The sequence below is a fragment of the Sinorhizobium fredii genome, assembly GCF_002944405.1.
GTDB classification, from domain to species: Bacteria; Pseudomonadota; Alphaproteobacteria; order Rhizobiales; family Rhizobiaceae; genus Sinorhizobium; species Sinorhizobium fredii_C.
Genome location: NZ_CP024307.1, coordinates 3,674,040 through 3,694,904 on the forward strand (window position 1 = coordinate 3,674,040; position 20,865 = coordinate 3,694,904).

The following is a 20,865-nucleotide window of genomic DNA, read 5'->3' on the forward strand; positions in this document are numbered from 1 at the left end:
TTCGATGCTTGCAATGAAGAACATATCCAAGGTCGTGGGCGGGGAAACGCATATCCACCCGACCGACCTTGTGCTGGAGCGCGGGTCGCTCAACGTGCTGCTCGGCCCGACGCTGTCCGGCAAGACGTCGCTGATGCGGCTGATGGCTGGCCTCGACAAACCGGCCTCCGGTTCGATCCATTTCGACGGCGCCGACGTCACCGGCGTGCGGGTCCAGCAGCGCTCCGTCGCCATGGTTTACCAGCAGTTCATCAACTATCCGGCGATGACGGTCTACGACAACATTGCCTCGCCGATGCGGATCAAGGGTGTCGACAACGCCACAATCGACCGGGAGGTCCGCAAGGCCGCCGAGCTCCTGAAGCTCACCCCCTATCTCGACCGCACGCCGCTCAATCTCTCCGGCGGCCAGCAGCAGCGCACCGCGCTTGCCCGCGCCATCGTCAAGAATGCCGACCTGGTGCTGCTCGACGAGCCGCTCGCCAATCTCGACTACAAGCTGCGCGAGGAACTGCGCGAGGAACTGCCGAAGATCTTCGCGGCTTCCGGCGCGATCTTCGTCTATGCGACGACGGAACCTTCGGAAGCGCTGCTGCTCGGTGGCAATACCGCCGCCTTGAGCGAGGGCCGCATCACCCAGTTCGGCAGCACCATCGACGTCTACCGCCGCCCGGTGGACATCGTCACCGCCCGCACCTTCGCCGATCCGCCGCTCAACACGATCGCGCTGGTGAAAGCCGGCTCCCATTTCACGCTCGAAGGTAAGCCGGTGCTTTCCGTTCCCGCGCATCTCGCGGCTGTTGCCGACGGGCCGTGCACGGTCGCCTTCCAGCCGCACCACATCTCTCTCGACCACCCCGACGGCAGTGGCAATCCGCTCACCGTCAAGACGGCGATTTCCGAGATCGCCGGCTCGGAAAGCTTTATTCACGTCGGCTTCGCCGATGCGCGCTGGGTCATGCTGGCGCCCGGCATTCACGACATCGAACCGGACGCGACCCTCGAGGTCTTCGTCGACACCCGCCACCTGATGGCCTTCGGGCCGGACGGCCGGGCGACCGGCGGGACCGCGTAAAGGGAGGCGCTGGGAGGAGACCATGGCACGCATCAATCTCGAACATATCCGCCACGCCTATGGCGCCAAGCCCAAGTCGGAAGCCGACTACGCGCTGAAGGAAGTCCATCACGAATGGAACGACGGCGGCGCCTATGCGCTGCTCGGTCCTTCCGGCTGCGGCAAGACCACGCTGCTCAACATCATTTCGGGGCTGATCAACCCGTCGGAAGGCCGCATCCTGTTCGACGGCACCGACGTGACGCAGCTGACGACACAGCATCGCAACATCGCCCAGGTGTTCCAGTTTCCGGTCATCTACGACACCATGACCGTCTACGACAATCTCGCCTTCCCCTTGCGCAACCGCCATGTGCCGGAGGCCGAGGTCGACCACCGCGTCAAGGAGATTATCGAGATGACCGGCCTCGGCGGCTGGGCGAACAAGACCGCGCGGGGGCTGACCGCCGACCAGAAGCAGAAGATCTCGCTCGGCCGCGGCCTGGTGCGCTCCGACGTCAGCGCCATCCTGTTCGACGAGCCGCTGACCGTCATCGATCCCGAGATGAAATGGGTACTGCGCTCGCAGATCAAGCGCCTGCACAAGCAGTTCGGCTTCACCATGGTCTATGTCACCCACGACCAGACCGAGGCGCTCACCTTCGCCGACAAGGTCGTCGTCATGTATGACGGCCAGATCGTCCAGATCGGCACGCCGGCCGAGCTCTTCGAGCGTCCGCGCCACACCTTCGTCGGCTATTTCATTGGCTCGCCGGGCATGAACGTCCTGCCGGCCGAGATCGCCGGCAACAGGGCAGCGGTCGGCGGCGAGAGCATCGCCCTTAATTTCCAGCCGCAGGTGGCGCCCGGCGCCAAGACCGAGCTCGGCATTCGGCCGGAATTCATCTCGCTCGGCCGCGAGGGCATGCCGGTGGCGATCACCAAGGTCGAGGATATCGGTCGCCACAAGATCGTCCGCGCCCGCTTCGCCGACCGGCCGATCTCGATCATCGTCGACGAGGACGGCGAGATCCCCGCCGAACCGCGCGTCACCTTCGACCCGAAGGCAATCAATATCTACGCCGATTCCTGGCGCATCGGCGAGGAGGCCTGACATGGAAAAGACCTGGAACAACAAGGCCTGGTTCATGGTCCTGCCGGTTCTGGTGCTCGTCGCCTTCTCGGCGGTGATCCCGCTGATGACTGTCGTCAACTATTCGGTACAGGACACCTTCGGCAACAACGAATTCTTCTGGGCCGGCACCGACTGGTTCATGGACGTGCTCGAATCCGATCGCTTCTGGGATGCGCTGACCCGCAACCTGGTCTTCTCGGCGATCATCCTGGCGATCGAGATCCCGCTCGGCATCGTGATCGCCCTCAACATGCCGAAGAAGGGGATCGGCGTGCCGATCTGCCTGGTGCTGATGGCGCTGCCGCTGTTGATCCCGTGGAACGTCGTCGGCACCATCTGGCAGGTCTTCGGCCGGGTCGACATCGGCCTGCTCGGCCGCACGCTCGCCACGCTCGGCATCAACTACAACTACGTGCAAAACCCGCTCGACGCCTGGGTGACGCTGATCATCATGGACGTCTGGCACTGGACGAGCCTCGTCGTGCTGCTCTGCTATGCCGGCCTCGTGTCAATCCCGGATGCCTATTACCAGGCCGCCAAGATCGACGGCGCCTCGCGCTGGTCCGTGTTCCGCTACATACAGCTGCCGAAGATGAAGCGGGTGCTCTTGATTGCCTTCCTGCTGCGCTTCATGGACAGCTTCATGATCTATACGGAACCCTTCGTCGTCACCGGCGGCGGTCCGGGCAACTCGACGACCTTCCTGTCGATCGATCTCGTCAAGATGGCGATCGGCCAGTTCGATCTCGGCCCCGCCGCAGCCCTCTCGATCATCTACTTCCTCATCATCCTGCTCTTGTCGTGGATCTTCTACACCGTGATGACCACCAGCGACGCGCAGGGCTGAGAAAGAAGGGAGGAGACATCATGATGACCAACAAGCAACCGCTTTCGCAGCGCCTCTCCTGGCTGGTGCCGACGATCTACATCGTCTTCCTGCTCCTGCCGATCTACTGGCTCGTCAACATGAGCTTCAAGGAGACCAGCGAGATCCTCAGCACCTTTTCGCTCTGGCCGCAGAACCCGACGCTCCGCAATTACGCGGTGATCTTCACCGACCCCTCGTGGTACAACGGCTACATCAACTCGATCACCTACGTGGTGATGAACACACTGATCTCGGTCAGCGTGGCGCTGCCGGCGGCCTATGCCTTCTCGCGCTACCGCTTCCTCGGCGACAAGCACCTATTCTTCTGGCTCCTGACCAACCGGATGGCGCCCCCGGCGGTGTTCGCGCTGCCGTTCTTCCAGCTCTATTCCGCCTTCGGCCTGATCGACACACATATCGCCGTGGCGATCGCCCACTGCCTGTTCAACGTGCCGCTCGCCGTCTGGATCCTCGAGGGCTTCATGTCCGGCGTGCCGAAGGAGATCGACGAGACCGCCTATATCGACGGCTATTCCTTCCCGCGCTTCTTCGTGAAGATCTTCGTGCCGTTGATCGCCTCGGGCATCGGCGTCGCCGCGTTCTTCTGCTTCATGTTCTCCTGGGTCGAACTTCTGATCGCCCGCACGCTGACGACCACCGACGCCAAGCCGATCGCCGCGACGATGACGCGGACGGTTTCGGCCTCCGGTCTCGACTGGGGCGTGCTTGCCGCCGCCGGCGTGCTGACGATCATCCCGGGCGCGCTCGTCATCTACTTCGTCCGCAATTACATCGCCAAGGGCTTCGCGCTCGGCCGCGTCTAGAGCTGAAACCATTCAAGGGAGATTTCGCCAATGGACTTTTCATGGATGGCATGGACGCTGCCGACAGCGCTGTTTTTCCTGGCGATCGCGCTGATGCTCGTCGGCATGGGCGTCTGGGAATATGTCTCGCCAGGCGGAAACCCACGCGTCGGGGTCCTGCGCTTCGAGACGACCCGCGGTGACCGGCTCTTCGTCTCGCTGCTCGGAAGTGCATTCATTCACCTCGGTTGGCTCGGGCTGGTCGGCGCAAATCTCTGGTGGGCGGTTGCCCTCTCGGTGATCTACGCCATCGCCGTGTTCCGCTACGTCTGAGGCATCGGAATGAAGGGCGCCGGTTGCGCCCTTCGAAACTGCAAGGAAACGCAATCGCAAAACCCAAAGGGAGGAAATTTATGCGACGGCATCTTTTGACTACGACGGCGGCGATGCTGCTGGCACTTACCGGGACGGCCTTCGCCGGCATGGACGAGGCGAAGCAGTTCCTCGACAAGGAAATCGGCGATCTCTCCTCGCTCGACCGCGCGTCCCAGGAAGCGGAAATGCAATGGTTCGTCGATGCGGCGAAGCCCTTTGCCGGCATGGAGATCAAGGTCGTTTCCGAAACGATTACCACGCACGAGTATGAAGCGAAGACCCTGGCCAAGGCCTTCTCCGACATCACTGGAATCAAGGTCACGCACGACCTGATCGGCGAAGGCGACGTCGTCGAAAAGCTGCAGACGCAGATGCAGTCGGGCGAGAACGTCTACGACGCCTATATCAACGACTCCGACCTCATCGGCACCCATTGGCGCTACCAGCAGGCCCGCAACCTGACCGACTGGATGGCCAACGAGGGCAAGGACGTCACCAACCCGAACCTCGACATCGACGACTTCATCGGCAAGTCCTTCACCACCGCACCGGACGGCAAGCTCTACCAGCTTCCCGACCAGCAGTTCGCCAACCTCTATTGGTTCCGCTACGACTGGTTCAACGATCCTAAGATTCAGGAAGAGTTCAAGGCCAAGTACGGCTACGACCTCGGCGTTCCGGTCAACTGGTCGGCCTATGAGGACATTGCCGAGTTCTTCAACGGCCGAGAGATCGACGGTAAGAAGGTCTATGGCCACATGGACTACGGCAAGAAGGACCCGTCGCTCGGCTGGCGCTTCACCGACGCCTGGCTGTCGATGGCCGGCAACGGCGACAAGGGCATCCCGAACGGCCGCCCGGTCGACGAGTGGGGCATCAAGGTCGACGAGAACTCGCGTCCGGTCGGCTCCTGCGTCGCACGCGGCGGCGACACCAACGGCCCGGCTGCAGTCTATTCGATCGAGAAATACCTGACCTGGCTGAAGAACTACGCTCCGCCGGAAGCTCAAGGGATGACCTTCTCCGAATCCGGTCCGGTTCCGGCCCAGGGTGCGATCGCCCAGCAGATGTTCTGGTACACGGCCTTCACCGCCGACATGGTCAAGGACGGCCTGCCGGTCGTCAACGCCGACGGCACGCCGAAATGGCGCATGGCCCCGTCGCCGCACGGCGTTTACTGGAAGGACGGCATGAAGCTCGGCTATCAGGACGCCGGCTCCTGGACGCTTCTGAAGTCGACCCCGGACGACCGCGCCAAGGCCGCCTGGCTCTACGCACAGTTCGTCACCTCGAAGACCATCGACGTGAAGAAGAGCCATGTCGGCCTCACCTTCATCCGCCAGTCGACCCTCGACCATCCGAGCTTCACCGAGCGCGCTCCGAAGCTTGGCGGCCTGATCGAGTTCTACCGTTCGCCGGCCCGCCTGCAATGGTCGCCGACCGGCACGAACGTGCCTGATTATCCGAAGCTGGCCCAGCTGTGGTGGCAGGCGATCGGCGATGCGTCTTCCGGCGCCAAGACGGCGCAGGAAGCCATGGACTCGCTTTGCGCCGAGCAGGAGAAGGTGCTGCAGCGCCTCGAGCGCGCCGGCATCCAGGGCGATATCGGTCCGAAGCTCGCCGAAGAGCACGATCTCGAATACTGGAACGCCGAAGCGGTGAAGGCCGGCAACCTCGCTCCGCAGCTCAAGGTCGAGAACGAGAAGGAAAAGCCGATCACCGTTAATTACGACGAACTGGTCAAGAGCTGGCAGACCAACTAAGTCCAGCGAACGAAAGCGCCGCCCGGATGTCCGGGCGGCGCCATACGAACGGAGATGCGGCGCCGGGGCTGACAACAGCTCCGGCTTTCGCTTTCCTTTCGGCTGGGAGCCGCACCATTGTTCGGGGCATCGGACCTGACCGAACGCATTACCGCAGTACAACCGCAAACTGTTTCCCCTTTTTCGATAAAGTCAGACTCCGCAGCCGATGCCATAGTTTGCCACCCATCTCGTGGAGGAGGTGTGGGGAATGCACGCAAAGGTATTGGAGGAGATTACCTTGGCAAACAGCGCAGAGGAAACTGCGGCGCAGACGCGCCCGGAGGATGAAAAGCTCGGCATCGGCGCCAACCTGGCCTATGGCCTGCAGCACGCGCTTACAATGTATGGCGGCATCGTTGCCGTGCCGCTGATCCTCGGTCAGGCCGCCGGCCTCAGTCCCGCCGAGATCGGCCTGCTCGTCACGGCTTCCCTTTTTGCCGGGGGCCTCGCCACGATCCTGCAGACTCTCGGCCTGCCTTTCTTCGGAAGCCGGTTGCCCCTGGTCCAGGGGGTATCTTTTTCCGGCGTCGCGACGATGATCGCCATTTCCGGCAATGGCGGCATGCAGTCGGTGCTGGGGGCGGTCATGGCCGCATCGCTGATCGGTCTTCTGATCACGCCGATCTTCTCGCGGGTCACCCGATTCTTCCCGCCGCTCGTCACAGGCATCGTGATCACCACGATCGGCTTGACGCTGATGCCGGTCGCGGCACGCTGGGCAATGGGCGGCAACAGCGCCGCACCCGACTTCGGCAGCCCGGCCAATATCCAGCTTGCGGCGGTAACACTCGTCATCGTGCTCTTGCTCAGCAAGCTCGGAAGCGCCGCGATCTCGCGGCTCTCGATCCTGCTGGCGCTGATCATCGGCACCGGCATCGCCTACTTCGCCGGCATGGCCGATTTCTCCAAAGTGGCCGAAGGACCCTTCTTCGCCCTTCCAACCGTCTTCTACTTCGGCTATCCGACCTTCGAGATTGCCGCGATCGTGTCGATGTTCATCGTCATCATGGTGACGCTGGTCGAGACCTCGGCGGACATCCTTGCCGTCGGCGAAATCATCGAGACGAAAGTGGATTCGCGCCGGCTTGGCGATGGCTTGAGGGCCGACATGCTGTCGAGCCTCGTGGCGCCGGTCTTCGGCTCCTTCACCCAGAGCGCCTTTGCTCAGAATGTCGGGCTGGTGGCGGTCACCGGCGTCAAGAGCCGCTACGTGGTGGCGACGGGCGGCCTATTTCTCGTGATGCTCGGGCTGCTGCCGGTCATGGGCCGCATCGTGGCGGCGGTTCCGAGCGCCGTGCTCGGTGGCGCCGGCATCGTGCTCTTCGGCACGGTTGCGGCGAGCGGCATCCGCACCCTCTCGAAGGTCGACTACAACAACAATATGAACCTCGTTATCGTCGCCACCTCGATCGGCTTCGGCATGATCCCGATCGCCTCCCCCAGCTTCTACGAGCACTTCCCGGCCTGGTTTGCGACGATCTTCCATTCCGGCATCAGTTCTGCCGCCTTGATGGCAATCAGCCTCAATCTGATCTTCAACCACCTGACCACCGGCAACTCCGACCAGCAATCGGTGTTCGTCGCGGGGACGGAGCGGACGCTTCGATACCAGGATATCGCGCGGCTGCACGATGGCGACTATTTTCTCAATGGCAAGCTCTACGACGCGAAAGGCACCGAGGTGCCGGTGATCGCGTCGGAAGCGCACTAGACGCGCGACGCTGTAATCCCGAACCGCCACATCGAATTGTGGCCTCGCCCGAGGGACGCGAACACAACAAAGGAACGGTCATGCACCAGAACACGAAATGCTCGGACTGCTCGAAGCCCTCCTGACCACCATGGAACACGGCATCATCCCGGCGACGGAAGCCGGGGTCGCTGCCGGCAACAAGATATTCGGCGCCGCACTGCTGAGGAAATCCGATCTCTCGATCGTCCTCGTCGAGACCAACAACGAAACCGAGAATCCGCTCTGGCACGGCGAAGTGCATACCTTGAAACGATTCTACGAACTGGCGGGCACCGAGCGCCCGGGTTCGCGCGACCTCATCTTCCTGTCGACGCACGAACCCTGCTCCATGTGCCTGTCGGCGATCACCTGGGCTGGCTTCGACAATTTCTACTATTTCTTCAGCCACGAGGATTCGCGCGACTCCTTCTCGATCCCGCACGACCTGAAGATCCTCAAGGAAGTCTTCACACTGGAGCCGGGCGGGTACAATCGGACGAACGCCTTCTGGAAGGGCCAATCGATTACCGATCTGATCGCCGAGCTTCCGGAGATCGATCGCGCTCGTCTTCAGCGGCGCGCCGAGGCGATCAGCCGGAAATATGCCGAACTCTCCTCCGCCTACCAAGCTGGCAAGGAGAACAATGCCATTCCGCTGAACTAAGCCCGCCTTCGCGGCTTGGTCTCCGTCGAAGACTGAGCCTTCCCCCTCAATCCTTGCGCTTCCGGCAGTAGAGCTCCAGCCGGTGGCGCACCAGGTCGTAGCCGAGCTCGGCAGCGATTTCCGCCTGCAGTTGCTCGATCTTGTCGGAGCGGAACTCGATCACCGCTCCGGTCTCGATGTCAATCAGATGGTCGTGATGCGGCGCGTCTGCCGTCTCGAAGCGGGCCGTAGCATTCTCGAAAGCGTGCCGCTGCACAACCCCCTGCTGCTCCAGCGCCGACAGGGTGCGGTAGACGGTCGAGAGCGACACGGTCGCGTCGATTTCCTTGGCGCGCCGATGCAGTTCGCTCGCATCCGGATGGTCTTCGGCTTCGGCCAGGATCTTCAGAATCGCCGCCCGTTGGCGGGTGACGCGCACCCCTCCTTCACGAAGAATTCCCTCCAGTTCAGCGATCCGATGCTTGGCTTGTCTCATCCGGCGACACTAGCCAAGGGCAATGGCTTTGAAAATAGCTAGTTGCAAATGGTTCTCATTTGCATTGACTTATGCAGGCCATTCGCCTACCCATAGCGCAGGTTCAAGATTGAGGAGTGATGGATGATCGATCGGACGCGGCGCATGATTCTGACGGCAGCAGCGGCAATGGCTGCCTTTTCCCTCCTGCCCGGCGCGGCAGCGGCGGCGGACAAGTTCAAGGCGGTGACCACCTTCACGGTTATTGCCGACATGGCGCAAAACGTTGCGGGCGACGCGGCGATCGTCGAATCGATCACCAAGCCCGGCGCCGAGATCCACAATTATCAGCCGACACCGCGCGACATCCTGAAGGCGCATGACGCACAATTGATCCTCTGGAACGGCCTCAATCTGGAGCTCTGGTTCGAAAAGTTCTTCCAGAACTTCGACGGCATCCCGGGCGTCGTTGTCTCGGAGGGCGTCGAGCCAATGGGCATTGCCGAAGGCCCCTATACGGGCAAGCCGAATCCGCATGCCTGGATGTCGCCCTCGGCGGCGCTGATCTATGTCGACAACATACGCGACGCCCTCGTGAAGTTCGACCCGGCCAATGCCGAGATCTACAAGGCCAATGCCGACGCCTATAAGAAGAGGATCGAGGCCACCATCGCCCCGATCAAGGCAGAGCTCGACAAGATCCCGGCGGAAAAGCGCTGGCTGGTTTCGAGCGAAGGCGCCTTCAGCTACCTCGCCCGCGATTTCGGCCTGAAGGAGCTCTACCTATGGCCGATCAATGCCGACCAGCAGGGCACGCCGCAGCAGGTGCGCAAGGTGATCGACGCAGTCAGGGCCAACCGCATTCCGGTGGTCTTCTCCGAAAGCACCATTTCGCCCGATCCGGCCCAGCAGGTGGCGCGCGAGACGGGTGCCAAATACGGCGGCGTGCTCTATGTGGATTCCTTGAGCGAGGCCGACGGACCGGTCCCGACCTATATCGATCTCCTGCGTGTTACGTCCGAAACGATCGCGAAAGGTCTTTCGCAATGAATCTTCAGGTAAAGGCCCGACCTACTCCGCGGACGGGTCCTCAGGATGAGGGCGGCGGCATTCGCGTCCGCAATGCCACCGTCACCTACCGCAACGGCCACCGCGCCCTGCAGGACGCCTCCTTCGAAATTCCGACCGGCACGATCGCCGCGCTGGTCGGGGTCAACGGCAGCGGCAAGTCGACGCTGTTCAAGGCCATCATGGGCTTCGTCCGGCTCGCCAAGGGCGACATCTCGATCCTCGGGCTCGGCGTCCCGCAGGCGCTGAAGAAGAATCTCGTCGCCTATGTGCCGCAGGCCGAGGAGGTCGACTGGAATTTCCCGGTGCTCGTCGAGGACGTGGTGATGATGGGCCGCTACGGCCACATGAACATGCTGCGCATGCCGAAGCGGGCCGACCATGAAGCGGTCGAGGCGGCACTCGCCAGGGTCGGCATGAGCGATTTCCGCAAGCGCCAGATCGGCGAGCTTTCCGGCGGCCAGAAAAAGCGCGTCTTCCTTGCCCGTGCGCTTGCCCAGGACGGTCGCGTCATCCTGCTGGACGAGCCCTTCACCGGCGTCGACGTCAAGACCGAGGACGCAATCATCCGTCTGCTCGTGGCGCTTCGCGACGAGGGGCGGGTGATGCTGGTCTCCACCCACAACCTTGGCAGCGTGCCGGAATTCTGCGACCGCACCATCCTTCTGAAAAACACGATTCTCGCCTACGGGCCCACCGAGACCACCTTCACCCGCGACAATCTCGAACTCGCCTTCGGCGGCGTGCTGCGCCATTTCGTGCTCGGCGGCGACAGCCTGCACGACGATGCCGATCCCCGCCAGCTTTCCGTCATCACCGACGATGAACGGCCGCTCGTCATGTATGGCGCAAAGGGCCAGATGGTGACGCAACCGGCCAAGCCCGAAACCGAGGCGGACAAGGAATGATCGCAACGCTTCTGGAGCCGTTCACGTATAGCTACATGCTGAACGCCATGTGGGTCAGCGCGCTCGTCGGCGCCGTCTGCGCCTTCCTCTCCGCCTATCTGATGCTGAAGGGCTGGTCGCTGATCGGCGACGCGCTCTCCCACGCGATCGTGCCGGGCGTCGCCGGCGCCTATATGCTCGGCCTCCCCTTCTCCCTCGGCGCCTTCTTTTCCGGCACGCTTGCCGCCGCCGCCATGCTGTTCCTCAACCAGCGCACCCGGCTGAAGGAGGATACGATCATCGGGCTGATCTTCACCTCCTTCTTCGGCCTCGGCCTCTTCATGGTGTCGCTGTCGCCGACGTCCGTGAACATCCAGACGATCGTGCTCGGCAACATCCTCGCCATCACCCCAGCCGACACGTTGCAGCTCGCCATCATCGGCATCGCCTCGCTCCTGATCCTCTCGGCGAAATGGAAGGACCTGATGGTGACCTTCTTCGACGAAAGCCACGCCCGTTCGATCGGCATCAACACAACGCTCATCAAGGTGCTGTTCTTCACGCTGCTCTCGGCTTGCACCGTGGCGGCGCTGCAGACCGTCGGCGCCTTTCTCGTCATCGCCATGGTCGTCACCCCCGGGGCCACCGCCTATCTGATCACCGACCGCTTTCCGCGGCTGATCCTGATCAGCATCGCCATCGGCGCCGCAACAAGCTTCGCCGGCGCCTATGCCAGCTACTTCCTCGACGGCGCGACCGGCGGCATCATCATCGTGCTTCAGACGCTGATCTTCCTCTCCGCCTTCGTTCTTGCCCCCAAGCACGGCCTCATCGCCGCCCGCCGCCGCGCCTCCGAAGCGTTGGAGGTCACCCAATGATGTCGCTCGACATGCTCCTTGTCGTCTTCGAATTCGGGTTCATGCGCAACGCGCTGATGATCTCGGTGCTGGTGGCGATCCCAACGGCGATGCTCTCCTGTTTCCTGGTGCTGAAAGGCTGGTCGCTGATGGGCGACGCCATCTCGCACGCGGTCTTCCCTGGCGTCGTGATCTCCTACATCGTCGGCCTGCCGCTTGCCGTCGGCGCCTTTGCCGCCGGCATGTGCTGCGCGTTGCTCACCGGCTACCTCAAGGACAACAGCCGCATCAAGCAGGACACGGTGATGGGCGTCGTCTTTTCCGGCATGTTCGGCCTTGGCCTCGTGCTCTATGTGAACATCCAGAGCGACGTGCATCTCGACCACATCCTGTTCGGCGACATGCTCGGCATCGGCTGGGGCGACATCCTCGAGACGGGCCTGATCGCACTCCTCGCCGCCGGCATTCTCTCGCTGAAATGGCGCGACCTGCTGCTGCACGCCTTCGATCCGGCCCAGGCGCGTGCCGTCGGCCTGCCGGTCGGCTGGCTGCATTACGGACTGCTCGCCATCCTGTCACTGACGATCGTCGGCGCCTTGAAGGCCGTCGGATTGATCCTTGCCATCGCCATGCTGATCGCCCCCGGCGCAATCGCTTATCTGGTAACGCGGACGTTTCGCGGCATGCTGATCGCTGCGGTCGCCGTCGCCGTCGTCGCCTCCTTCTCGGGCGTCTACCTTTCCTTCTTCATCGACAGCGCCCCGGCCCCGACCATCGTCCTCCTGATGACGGCGATCTTCCTCGTTGCCTTCGCATTTTCCACCTGGCGGACGGCTCGGATGGAAGCGAAGCGGACGAGCGTCGAATAATTCACCAAAGCCCCCTCCCCACCTATGGCCCCACAAGCGGAAGGGTTCTTGGGCTGGTCCTGACTTCGTTCTTCCGAACAGGATGCCCCTTGGACGGCGGCGCCATCATCCCCTATTGTGCGCCGTCTTTCAGGGGTAGAGCGGGCGCGCGGACATCGCCCTCTCCGAGGCGGAGCGACGGTGGCATGGAGAAGAAGCAGAAAGGCCGTTCCGGCGTCGCTTTCTTCCTGTCCGCCGTGGCGCTGGTCTTCACGGCGATCCTGGCGACTGTGCTGCTCGCCAACGAGCAACGCAATCTGAAACAGGTGCTGACGGCGATGGGGTTTCAGGACGTGCTCCGTGAAGCCGCGCCGACGCCGGCGCCCGAAGCGGCCCGCCCGCGTCCCAAGGAAACCGAGCCGTTGCGGGCGCTGCTGCCGGTCCGGACGTTCGCGGACCTCCGCACGCCCGAGCAGCAATTCATCCGGCAGATCCGCAGCGACCCGCGCGCTTTGTGCGAGCGCCTGCGCGAGGCCGGTTTTCGCGAACTTGCATGGAAGTCGGCCGAGAGCGGCCGCTGGGAATGTTCCTCGCTCGTGTCCTTTGTCCGCCCCGGCGCGGCGACAAGCTCTTCCATCTTCATCTTCGTCAAAGGCAGCGACGAGGATGAAATCACCTCGTTTCGGGTGAAGCTCAACATCGAGCATTCCGAAGACACCCAGGCGGTTACCAGTGCCGCGGCGACGGCCGCTTCGGTCTTCCTGAAGCAGGTGCACTGGGCCGATAGCGAAAGCGTCACGTTGAAGATACAGGCGCTCAGCGAATTCGATCTCAAGCGCTTCGGCAGCCGCATCCAGTTCAAACGCGAATCCGGCGACACGCCACGCTACAACTTCCTCGCCAACCAGGCGGCGCCCAGGCGGGCGAAAAGCGCCGCCGAGCTTTACTTCGATCGCGAGAAATGGCTGGCGCCATGGGATGGCTCGATTGTTTCCACCATCCGCGGCCCGGAAACTTGGAACAGGACTCCCGCACCACGCCAGCCGAGAACCGAAACCTTGCCTGACGGCGGCGACCCGACCGACAGCACCACGGTCCGCTGACGAAGCGTCAGCGATCGATGCGGGTCGACAGAATGATCGACGACAGCGTCTTTTCGACGCCCTCGATCTCGCCGATCCGATCGATCAGCAGGTCCAGCTCGCTGATCGATGCCGCGGCGACGATGGCGATCAAGTCGAAGCTGCCGCTGACCGAATGCAGGGTGCGGATCTCGCGGATCGCGCTCAACTCCGGCGTCACGCGGCTCAGCGCCCGCGGCGCGATCGTGATCAGCACATGTGCCTTCACCAGTCCCTTTTCGTAGCTTTCCGCCAGCCGCACGCCATACCCGGCGATCACCCCCTCGCGCTCCAGCCGCTCTATGCGCGCCTGCACGGTGGTGCGCGAAAGGCCGAGCCGCCGGGCGATCGTCGCCGTCGGCATGCGCGCATTGTCGCTGAGGATGGCAAGAAGTTCGCGGTCCTTGTCGGTGACCTGCATATCGTCGATCTCTTTCGGCGATATGCCGATTGTCGCCCTCCGATTTACTCGTTTTGATACTTCAAATCAACACTCCTCCGCAGGAAAATAGCCGCTGAAGAGGCTCATACCCTGGGGGAAAAGAATGAAAGACATCGTTATCATCGGCGCCGGCAAGATCGGCTCGACGATTGCCTGGATGCTCGCCCATACCGGCGATTACCGCGTCTGCATCGCCGACCGCAGCGCCGAGCAATTGCAGCAGGTCGAGAGCCACGACGCGATTTCGACCGTCGCCATCGACATCGCCGACAGGAAGGCCCTCGTCGGCTTGCTGACCGGCAAGTTCGCGGTCTTGAGCGCCGCTCCCTTCCACCTGACGGTCGCGATCGCCGAGGCTGCAGCGGAAGCGGAGATCCACTATCTCGACCTCACCGAAGACGTCGAATCGACCCGACTGGTCAAGGCGATCGCGACGGAGGCGAAGACCGCCTTCATCCCGCAATGCGGTCTGGCCCCCGGCTTCATCTCGATCGTCGCCAATGATCTGACCCGGCATTTCGACACGCTCGAAAGCGTGCGCATGCGCGTCGGCGCCCTGCCGCAATATCCGTCGAATGCGCTCAACTACAATCTCACCTGGAGCACCGACGGCGTCATCAACGAATATATCGAACCCTGCGAGGCGATCGTCGAAGGGTCGCTGATCGAGGTTCCGGCAATGGAGGAGCGCGAGGAGTTTTCGCTCGACGGCGTCACCTACGAAGCCTTCAACACCTCCGGCGGCCTCGGCACGCTGTGCGAGACGCTGAAGGGCAAGGTTCGGACGCTCAACTACAAGACGATCCGCTACCCAGGCCACGCGGCGATCTTCAAGGCGCTGCTGAACGATCTCGGCCTGCGCCACCGCCGCGAGGTGCTGAAGGATATCCTCGAGAACGCCCTGCCGACCACAACCCAGGACGTCGTCGTCATCTTCGTCACCGTCTCCGGCTTCCGCCAGGGCCGTCTCATCCAGGAGACCTATGCCAACAAGGTCTATAGCGGCGTCGTTGCCGGACGCATGCACAGCGGCATCCAGATCACCACGGCCGGCAGCATCTGCGCTGTTCTCGACTTGCTAGCCGAAGAAAAGATCCCGACCAGGGGCTTCGTCCGCCAGGAGGACATTTCCCTCGACACCTTCCTCGCCAACCGCTTCGGCCACTACTACGCCCAGAGGCACGAAACGGAACGCGCGGCGGGCTAGATTGCCACGCCTCTTACGAGGCGGATGGAGCGAGAATGCCCGGGCCAAGTCCGGGCATTCTGTGTCTACAGCGGAACTTGGAGTGTCGCATCTCCCCCTCATCCGGCCTGCCGGCCACCTTCTTCCCGCAAGCGGGGCGAAGGGGTATGCCGCGCCCGCTCAAGTCCCCTCTCGCCGCGAGCGGGGTTAAACCCGAGGAGAGGGGCAATTCGGGCTCCAGACGTCCAGCGCGAGCAACAGTCACAAAAAACCCCGCTCGAGGCGGGGTCCAATGCACTTATTGGTCGTTTCCCTTATCGGGATGTCCCTTTCAGGCGGGGATGACGATCTCCCCGAGCCTCGTCAGTTCGGCGATGAACTGCTCGACGCGGGTCTTCTTCTCGTCGATCGCGCCTTCCAACTCAGCGCGCGCCTCGTCGATGCGGTTTTCGAGGACCGTGCGGTCGAGTTCGTCGACATGCACCGCCGATTCGGCAAGCAGCGTGCAGCCGGTCGGCAGGATGTCGGCGAAGCCACCGAAGACGGCGAAACGCTCTGTCTTGCCGTCGGCCGTCTTGACCGTAACGACGCCCGGCTTGACGGTCGTCATGGTCGGAGCGTGGTTGGCCATCACGGTCATCTCACCCTCGGTTGCCGGGATGACGACTTCGGTCACCTGCGCGGAAAGCAGCAGGCGCTCCGGGGAAACAAGCTCGAAATTGAAACTGTCGGCCATGACCATTCACTTCTGGTAAGCGCGCCGCGGAACGGCGGCTGTGCACGTCTCAGCCGCGTCCATGCGGCCGGAATGAAAACCGCGGCGCGAGAGGCCCGCGCCACGGTTTACGATGCCTGTCAGGCGGCTTCGGCAGCCAGCTTCTTGGCCTTCTCGATGGCTTCCTCAATGGAGCCCACCATGTAGAAGGCGGCTTCCGGCAGGTGGTCGTACTCGCCGTTGACGAGACCCTTGAAGCCCTTGATCGTGTCTTCGAGAGCGACCAGCTTGCCCGGCGAACCGGTGAAGACTTCGGCGACGAAGAACGGCTGCGACAGGAAGCGCTCGATCTTGCGGGCGCGGGCAACGGCGAGCTTGTCCTCTTCGGAAAGCTCGTCCATGCCGAGGATGGCGATGATGTCCTGGAGCGCCTTGTAGCGCTGCAGGGTCGACTGGACCTTGCGCGACACTTCGTAGTGTTCTTCGCCGACGATCATCGGGTCGAGCATGCGCGACGTGGAGTCGAGCGGGTCCACGGCCGGGTAGATGCCCTTTTCGGCGATCGAGCGCGACAGAACGGTCGTCGCGTCGAGGTGGGCGAACGAGGTCGCCGGCGCCGGATCGGTCAAGTCGTCGGCCGGAACATAGATCGCCTGCACCGAGGTGATCGAGCCCTTGGTCGTCGTGGTGATGCGCTCCTGCATCGCGCCCATGTCGGTGGCGAGCGTCGGCTGATAGCCCACGGCCGACGGAATACGGCCGAGCAGAGCCGACACTTCCGAGCCTGCCTGGGTGAAGCGGAAGATGTTGTCGACGAAGAACAGAACGTCCTGGCCTTCGTCGCGGAAGTGCTCGGCGATCGTCAGACCGGTGAGCGCGACGCGGGCGCGGGCGCCCGGCGGCTCGTTCATCTGGCCGTAAACCAGCGCAGCCTTCGAGCCTTCGCCACCGCCGTGCTTGTTCACGCCGGATTCGATCATTTCGTGGTAGAGGTCGTTGCCTTCGCGGGTGCGTTCGCCGACGCCTGCAAACACCGAATAGCCGCCGTGTGCCTTGGCGACGTTGTTGATCAGTTCCATGATCAGAACGGTCTTGCCGACGCCTGCACCGCCGAAGAGGCCGATCTTGCCGCCCTTGGCGTAGGGTGCGAGCAGGTCGACGACCTTGATGCCGGTGACCAGGATCTGCGCTTCCGTAGACTGTTCGACATAGGCCGGCGCGTCCTGGTGGATGGCGCGGCGGGCCGAGGTCTCGACCGGGCCGGCTTCGTCGACCGGCTCGCCGATGACGTTCATGATGCGGCCGAGCGTTTCCTTGCCGACCGGAACCGAGATCGGGCCGCCGGTGTCGGTGACCGACTGGCCGCGAACCAGACCTTCGGTCGAGTCCATGGCGATCGTGCGGACGGAGTTTTCGCCGAGATGCTGGGCGACTTCGAGAACCAGGCGGTTGCCCTTGTTGTCGGTTTCCAGCGCGTTCAGGATCTGCGGGAGCTGGCCCTCTTCGAAGGCGACGTCGACGACGGCGCCGATGACCTGCGTCACGCGGCCGACAGCACCCGTAGCCACAACAGCGGCTGTCTTGGCGGTAGCTGCCTTCTTCGGAGCAGCGGGCTTCTTCGCCGCTGCGGTTTCTTTCGGGGTAGCTGCCTTAGCCATAATTCTTACCCTCTTCTCGTAACCTTAGAGCGCTTCCGCGCCCGAGATGATTTCAATGAGTTCCTTGGTGATCTGCGCCTGCCGCTGACGGTTGTAGTTGAGCGTCAGCTTGTTGATCATCTCACCGGCATTGCGCGTCGCATTGTCCATGGCACTCATCTTGGCGCCCATTTCGCCGGCGACGTTCTCGAGCAGGGCCCGGAAGATCTGGACGGAAATGTTGCGCGGAATGAGATCGGTGAGGATGGCGCCAGCGTCCGGTTCGTATTCGTAGATCGCCGATGCACTGTCTGCCTCGGCAGCAACCGGGCCGGCCGAGGCCGGAACGAGCTGCTGGGCGGTCGGAACCTGCGAAATGACGGACTTGAACTCGGAATAGAACAAGGTGCAGACGTCGAACTCGCCCTTTTCGAAGAGTTCGATGACCTTGTGGCCGATCCGGTCGGCATTCTCGAAACCGATCTTCTTGACCTCGCGCAAGTCGACGCGATCGATGATCAGCGACGCGAATTCGCGCCGCAGGATATCGAAACCCTTCTTGCCGACGCAGATGATCTTGACCGTCTTGCCCTGGGCGAGCAGCTTGCGCACGTGATCGCGGGCAAAGCGGGCGATCTGCGAGTTGAAGCCGCCGCAAAGGCCGCGCTCGGCCGTGCAGACGACCAAGAGGTGCGTGTCGTCGCGGCCGGTGCCCGTCATCAACGCCGGCGCGCTGTCGTCCCCGCCGACCGCCTGGGCGATGTTGGCGAGAACGGCAGCCATGCGCTGCGAATAGGGCCGAGCGGCCTCGGCCGCCTCCTGGGCACGCCGAAGCTTCGCCGCGGCGACCATCTTCATCGCCTTGGTGATCTTCTGCGTCGCCTTGACGGAGGCGATCCGGTTCTTCAGATCCTTAAGTGAAGGCATCCGTTGTCCGTCCTAGTTGAAGTCCGCTCAGGCGAAAGACTTGGAGAAGCTGTCGATGGCAGCCTTCAGCTTGGCCTTGGTGTCGTCCGAGATCGCCTTTTCCGTGCGGATGGTATCCAGAACGGCCTTGCCTTCCGAACGCAGGTAGGAAAGCAGCCCGTGCTCGAACTTGCCGACCTGGTTGACCGGCAGCTTGTCGAGGTAGCCGTTGACGCCGGCGAAGATCACCGCGACCTGCTCTTCCGTCTTCAGCGGCGAGAACTGCGGCTGCTTCAGGAGTTCGGTCAGGCGGGCGCCGCGGTTGAGCAGACGCTGCGTAGCGGCATCGAGGTCCGAGCCGAACTGCGCAAAGGCGGCCATTTCGCGGTACTGGGCGAGCTCGCCCTTGATCGAGCCTGCGACCTGCTTCATCGCCTTGATCTGGGCCGAGGAGCCGACGCGCGAAACCGACAGACCGACGTTTACGGCCGGACGGATGCCCTGGTAGAACAGGTCCGTTTCAAGGAAGATCTGGCCGTCGGTGATTGAGATCACGTTGGTCGGGATGAACGCGGACACGTCGTTGCCCTGCGTTTCGATGACCGGAAGAGCGGTCAGCGAGCCAGCGCCCTTTTCGTCGGAGAGCTTTGCGGCGCGCTCCAGCAGGCGGGAATGCAGGTAGAAGACGTCGCCCGGATAGGCTTCGCGGCCCGGCGGGCGGCGCAAGAGCAGCGACATCTGGCGGTAGGCGACGGCCTGCTTGGAAAGGTCGTCATAGCCGATCAGCGCATGCTTGCCGTTGTCGCGGAAGTATTCGCCCATTGCGCAGCCGGCGAACGGTGCGAGGTACTGCATCGGCGCCGGGTCGGAAGCCGTGGCGGCAACGATGATCGAGTATTGCAGGGCGCCGCGCTCTTCGAGCACCTTCACGAACTGCGCAACCGTCGAGCGCTTCTGGCCGATGGCGACGTAGACGCAATAGAGCTTGTCACCTTCAGGACCATTGTCGTGAATGGCCTTCTGGTTGAGGATCGTGTCGAGGATGATCGCGGTCTTGCCGGTCTGGCGGTCGCCGATAACCAGCTCGCGCTGGCCGCGGCCGACCGGGATGAGCGCGTCGATGGCCTTGAGGCCGGTCGACATCGGCTCGTGCACCGACTTGCGCGGAATGATGCCGGGCGCCTTGACGTCGACGCGGGCGCGCTGCTTGGCGTTGATCGGGCCCTTGCCGTCGATCGGGTTGCCGAGCGCGTCGACGACGCGGCCGAGCAGTTCCGGACCGACCGGAACGTCGACGATGGCGCCGGTCCGCTTGACGGTGTCGCCTTCCTTGATGTCACGGTCGGAGCCGAAGATAACCACACCGACATTGTCGGCTTCGAGGTTCAGCGCCATGCCACGAATTCCACCCGGGAATTCGACCATCTCGCCTGCCTGGACATTGTCGAGGCCGTAGACGCGGGCAATACCGTCACCGACGGAGAGCACCTGGCCGACTTCGGAGACTTCTGCTTCCTGGCCGAAATTTTTGATCTGATCTTTGAGAATTGCGGAAATTTCCGCGGCGCGGATATCCATCAGCCGACCTCTTTCAGTGCAAGCTTAAGGGTAGAGAGTTTGGTGCGAAGGGAGGTGTCAATCTGGCGGGAACCGACCTTGACGATCAGACCTCCAAGAATAGACGGGTCGACGGTGACGTTGACCGCCACGTCTTTGCCGGTGACGCCCTTGAGCGTCGCCTTCAATTCGTTTTGCTGCGCCTCGGTGAGCGCATGTGCCGACGTGACGTCGGCAGTGATTTCGCCGCGGTGGCGTGCGGCAATCAGGCGGAACGCCCTGATGCTGCCCGGCAGCGCGAACAGGCGGCGGTTGCGCGCCACGACCTTGAGGAAATTGCCGACCAGACCGGAGAAGCCGAACTGTGCGACGAGCGCCGAAACGGCCTTGAACTGGTCCTCGGCGGAAAAGACCGGGCTTACGATCAGCCGCTTCAGATCGTCGCTGCCATCGATCAGCGCCTGGACGCGATCGAGTTCGGCACCGACCGCCTCGACGGAACCAGCCTCCAGGGCGAGCTCGAAAAGCGAGGACGCATATCTTTCTGCAACACCGGAAATAAGCTGGGATGTGTCGGCCACGGGCACAAGCTTCTCTCAAATTCATCCAAGAGCGTCAGCAGCGGCGAACCGCCGGCGTAACATCTTGAATTTGCTGCAATAATTCGCAGGATATCGAGGCCTTTTCGACCCACTTCCCCCGCAATTCGCGGTTCGTCTAGCATAGGACGTTTGGACTCGCAACACGCCAA

At 62.8% G+C, this 20,865-nt stretch carries 21 protein-coding genes; 14 read left to right on the top strand and 7 right to left on the bottom strand.

Going from position 1 to position 20,865, the window contains the following annotated elements; all coding sequences use genetic code 11:
- Positions 1 to 4 precede the first annotated feature (4 nt).
- The 8 genes from NXT3_RS18020 to NXT3_RS18055 all read left to right on the top strand — a co-directional run bounded on the left by NXT3_RS18020 (position 5) and on the right by NXT3_RS18055 (position 8,436).
- Entirely contained in the window at positions 5 to 1,075 is a 1,071-nt protein-coding gene (locus tag NXT3_RS18020) for an ABC transporter ATP-binding protein (protein WP_037417693.1), read from the top strand.
- Positions 1,076 to 1,097: 22 nt separating this feature from the next.
- Entirely contained in the window at positions 1,098 to 2,168 is a 1,071-nt protein-coding gene (locus NXT3_RS18025; protein ID WP_037417696.1) for an ABC transporter ATP-binding protein, read from the top strand.
- 1 nt (position 2,169) lies between these two features.
- On the top strand, positions 2,170 to 3,036 hold the full coding sequence (locus NXT3_RS18030; RefSeq protein WP_037417699.1) for a carbohydrate ABC transporter permease: 867 nt from the start codon (positions 2,170 to 2,172) through the stop codon (positions 3,034 to 3,036).
- Positions 3,037 to 3,056: 20 nt separating this feature from the next.
- Entirely contained in the window at positions 3,057 to 3,881 is an 825-nt protein-coding gene (locus NXT3_RS18035) for a carbohydrate ABC transporter permease (RefSeq protein WP_018235192.1), read from the top strand.
- A 30-nt stretch (positions 3,882 to 3,911) separates the two neighbouring features.
- Positions 3,912 to 4,193, top strand: a complete 282-nt coding sequence (locus NXT3_RS18040; RefSeq protein WP_097526174.1) for a DUF2160 domain-containing protein — start codon at positions 3,912 to 3,914, stop codon at positions 4,191 to 4,193.
- 80 nt (positions 4,194 to 4,273) lie between these two features.
- Entirely contained in the window at positions 4,274 to 5,998 is a 1,725-nt protein-coding gene (locus NXT3_RS18045; RefSeq protein WP_037417705.1) for an ABC transporter substrate-binding protein, read from the top strand.
- A 280-nt stretch (positions 5,999 to 6,278) separates the two neighbouring features.
- Positions 6,279 to 7,751, top strand: coding sequence for a nucleobase:cation symporter-2 family protein (locus tag NXT3_RS18050; protein WP_104840034.1), 1,473 nt, complete (start codon positions 6,279 to 6,281; stop codon positions 7,749 to 7,751).
- A gap of 97 nt (positions 7,752 to 7,848) precedes the next feature.
- Positions 7,849 to 8,436 carry a deaminase gene (locus tag NXT3_RS18055; RefSeq protein WP_104839803.1) on the top strand — a complete coding sequence of 196 codons (588 nt, stop codon included), beginning with the start codon at positions 7,849 to 7,851 and terminating at the stop codon, positions 8,434 to 8,436.
- A gap of 46 nt (positions 8,437 to 8,482) precedes the next feature.
- Here the strand turns inward: NXT3_RS18055 and NXT3_RS18060 are convergent, their stop codons facing one another.
- The gene (locus tag NXT3_RS18060; RefSeq protein ID WP_037417711.1) at positions 8,483 to 8,911 is read right to left on the bottom strand and encodes a Fur family transcriptional regulator; all 429 of its coding nucleotides are present in this window, start codon (positions 8,909 to 8,911) and stop codon (positions 8,483 to 8,485) included.
- 123 nt (positions 8,912 to 9,034) lie between these two features.
- Between NXT3_RS18060 and NXT3_RS18065 the strand changes: the two genes are divergently transcribed.
- The 5 genes from NXT3_RS18065 to NXT3_RS18085 all read left to right on the top strand — a co-directional run bounded on the left by NXT3_RS18065 (position 9,035) and on the right by NXT3_RS18085 (position 13,653).
- Positions 9,035 to 9,940, top strand: a complete 906-nt coding sequence (locus NXT3_RS18065; RefSeq protein ID WP_097526172.1) for a metal ABC transporter substrate-binding protein — start codon at positions 9,035 to 9,037, stop codon at positions 9,938 to 9,940.
- Positions 9,937 to 10,866, top strand: coding sequence for a manganese/iron ABC transporter ATP-binding protein (locus NXT3_RS18070; RefSeq protein ID WP_037417717.1), 930 nt, complete (start codon positions 9,937 to 9,939; stop codon positions 10,864 to 10,866). Before NXT3_RS18065 ends, NXT3_RS18070 begins: the two co-directional genes overlap by 4 nt.
- Positions 10,863 to 11,723: a metal ABC transporter permease gene (locus NXT3_RS18075; RefSeq protein ID WP_097526171.1), complete on the top strand. Its 861-nt coding sequence runs from the start codon at positions 10,863 to 10,865 to the stop codon at positions 11,721 to 11,723. The genes NXT3_RS18070 and NXT3_RS18075 overlap by 4 nt, the downstream gene beginning before the upstream one ends.
- On the top strand, positions 11,720 to 12,571 hold the full coding sequence (locus NXT3_RS18080) for a metal ABC transporter permease (protein ID WP_037417723.1): 852 nt from the start codon (positions 11,720 to 11,722) through the stop codon (positions 12,569 to 12,571). Before NXT3_RS18075 ends, NXT3_RS18080 begins: the two co-directional genes overlap by 4 nt.
- Before the next feature lie 185 nt (positions 12,572 to 12,756).
- A complete protein-coding gene (locus NXT3_RS18085; protein ID WP_097526170.1) occupies positions 12,757 to 13,653 on the top strand; it encodes a DUF6030 family protein in 897 nt (298 codons plus the stop codon).
- Between the two features lie 7 nt (positions 13,654 to 13,660).
- Here NXT3_RS18085 and NXT3_RS18090 read toward each other — a convergent pair whose 3' ends face one another.
- On the bottom strand, positions 13,661 to 14,092 hold the full coding sequence (locus tag NXT3_RS18090; RefSeq protein ID WP_037389775.1) for an Lrp/AsnC family transcriptional regulator: 432 nt from the start codon (positions 14,090 to 14,092) through the stop codon (positions 13,661 to 13,663).
- A 124-nt stretch (positions 14,093 to 14,216) separates the two neighbouring features.
- On the opposite strand from NXT3_RS18090, the gene NXT3_RS18095 reads away from it, so the two are divergent.
- On the top strand, positions 14,217 to 15,320 hold the full coding sequence (locus NXT3_RS18095) for a saccharopine dehydrogenase family protein (protein WP_104839804.1): 1,104 nt from the start codon (positions 14,217 to 14,219) through the stop codon (positions 15,318 to 15,320).
- A 310-nt stretch (positions 15,321 to 15,630) separates the two neighbouring features.
- Here the strand turns inward: NXT3_RS18095 and NXT3_RS18100 are convergent, their stop codons facing one another.
- From NXT3_RS18100 to NXT3_RS18120, 5 genes are all read right to left on the bottom strand, one after another.
- Positions 15,631 to 16,035: a F0F1 ATP synthase subunit epsilon gene (locus NXT3_RS18100; RefSeq protein ID WP_037389780.1), complete on the bottom strand. Its 405-nt coding sequence runs from the start codon at positions 16,033 to 16,035 to the stop codon at positions 15,631 to 15,633.
- Positions 16,036 to 16,154: 119 nt separating this feature from the next.
- Positions 16,155 to 17,672 carry a F0F1 ATP synthase subunit beta gene (gene atpD, locus NXT3_RS18105; RefSeq protein WP_037417729.1) on the bottom strand — a complete coding sequence of 506 codons (1,518 nt, stop codon included), beginning with the start codon at positions 17,670 to 17,672 and terminating at the stop codon, positions 16,155 to 16,157.
- A gap of 24 nt (positions 17,673 to 17,696) precedes the next feature.
- Positions 17,697 to 18,578, bottom strand: coding sequence for a F0F1 ATP synthase subunit gamma (locus tag NXT3_RS18110; RefSeq protein WP_097526167.1), 882 nt, complete (start codon positions 18,576 to 18,578; stop codon positions 17,697 to 17,699).
- 27 nt (positions 18,579 to 18,605) lie between these two features.
- A complete protein-coding gene (gene atpA, locus NXT3_RS18115) occupies positions 18,606 to 20,135 on the bottom strand; it encodes a F0F1 ATP synthase subunit alpha (RefSeq protein WP_037417733.1) in 1,530 nt (509 codons plus the stop codon).
- Positions 20,135 to 20,701, bottom strand: a complete 567-nt coding sequence (locus NXT3_RS18120; protein ID WP_097526166.1) for a F0F1 ATP synthase subunit delta — start codon at positions 20,699 to 20,701, stop codon at positions 20,135 to 20,137. The genes atpA and NXT3_RS18120 overlap by 1 nt, the downstream gene beginning before the upstream one ends.
- Positions 20,702 to 20,865 lie beyond the last annotated feature (164 nt).

Bases quoted from the DNA above. Each gene is read 5' to 3' on its own strand.
- NXT3_RS18055 (WP_104839803.1), top strand. From the start codon at position 7,849: ATGCTCGGACTGCTCGAAGCCCTCCTGACCACCATGGAACACGGCATC.
- NXT3_RS18075 (WP_097526171.1), top strand. From the start codon at position 10,863: ATGATCGCAACGCTTCTGGAGCCGTTCACGTATAGCTACATGCTGAAC.
- NXT3_RS18030 (WP_037417699.1), top strand. From the start codon at position 2,170: ATGGAAAAGACCTGGAACAACAAGGCCTGGTTCATGGTCCTGCCGGTT.
- NXT3_RS18090 (WP_037389775.1), bottom strand. From the start codon at position 14,092: ATGCAGGTCACCGACAAGGACCGCGAACTTCTTGCCATCCTCAGCGAC.
- NXT3_RS18020 (WP_037417693.1), top strand. From the start codon at position 5: ATGCTTGCAATGAAGAACATATCCAAGGTCGTGGGCGGGGAAACGCAT.
- NXT3_RS18065 (WP_097526172.1), top strand. From the start codon at position 9,035: ATGATCGATCGGACGCGGCGCATGATTCTGACGGCAGCAGCGGCAATG.
- NXT3_RS18095 (WP_104839804.1), top strand. From the start codon at position 14,217: ATGAAAGACATCGTTATCATCGGCGCCGGCAAGATCGGCTCGACGATT.
- atpD (WP_037417729.1), bottom strand. From the start codon at position 17,672: ATGGCTAAGGCAGCTACCCCGAAAGAAACCGCAGCGGCGAAGAAGCCC.
- NXT3_RS18035 (WP_018235192.1), top strand. From the start codon at position 3,057: ATGATGACCAACAAGCAACCGCTTTCGCAGCGCCTCTCCTGGCTGGTG.
- NXT3_RS18080 (WP_037417723.1), top strand. From the start codon at position 11,720: ATGATGTCGCTCGACATGCTCCTTGTCGTCTTCGAATTCGGGTTCATG.
- NXT3_RS18070 (WP_037417717.1), top strand. From the start codon at position 9,937: ATGAATCTTCAGGTAAAGGCCCGACCTACTCCGCGGACGGGTCCTCAG.
- NXT3_RS18045 (WP_037417705.1), top strand. From the start codon at position 4,274: ATGCGACGGCATCTTTTGACTACGACGGCGGCGATGCTGCTGGCACTT.
- NXT3_RS18040 (WP_097526174.1), top strand. From the start codon at position 3,912: ATGGACTTTTCATGGATGGCATGGACGCTGCCGACAGCGCTGTTTTTC.
- NXT3_RS18085 (WP_097526170.1), top strand. From the start codon at position 12,757: ATGGAGAAGAAGCAGAAAGGCCGTTCCGGCGTCGCTTTCTTCCTGTCC.
- NXT3_RS18060 (WP_037417711.1), bottom strand. From the start codon at position 8,911: ATGAGACAAGCCAAGCATCGGATCGCTGAACTGGAGGGAATTCTTCGT.
- NXT3_RS18100 (WP_037389780.1), bottom strand. From the start codon at position 16,035: ATGGCCGACAGTTTCAATTTCGAGCTTGTTTCCCCGGAGCGCCTGCTG.
- NXT3_RS18110 (WP_097526167.1), bottom strand. From the start codon at position 18,578: ATGCCTTCACTTAAGGATCTGAAGAACCGGATCGCCTCCGTCAAGGCG.
- NXT3_RS18025 (WP_037417696.1), top strand. From the start codon at position 1,098: ATGGCACGCATCAATCTCGAACATATCCGCCACGCCTATGGCGCCAAG.
- atpA (WP_037417733.1), bottom strand. From the start codon at position 20,135: ATGGATATCCGCGCCGCGGAAATTTCCGCAATTCTCAAAGATCAGATC.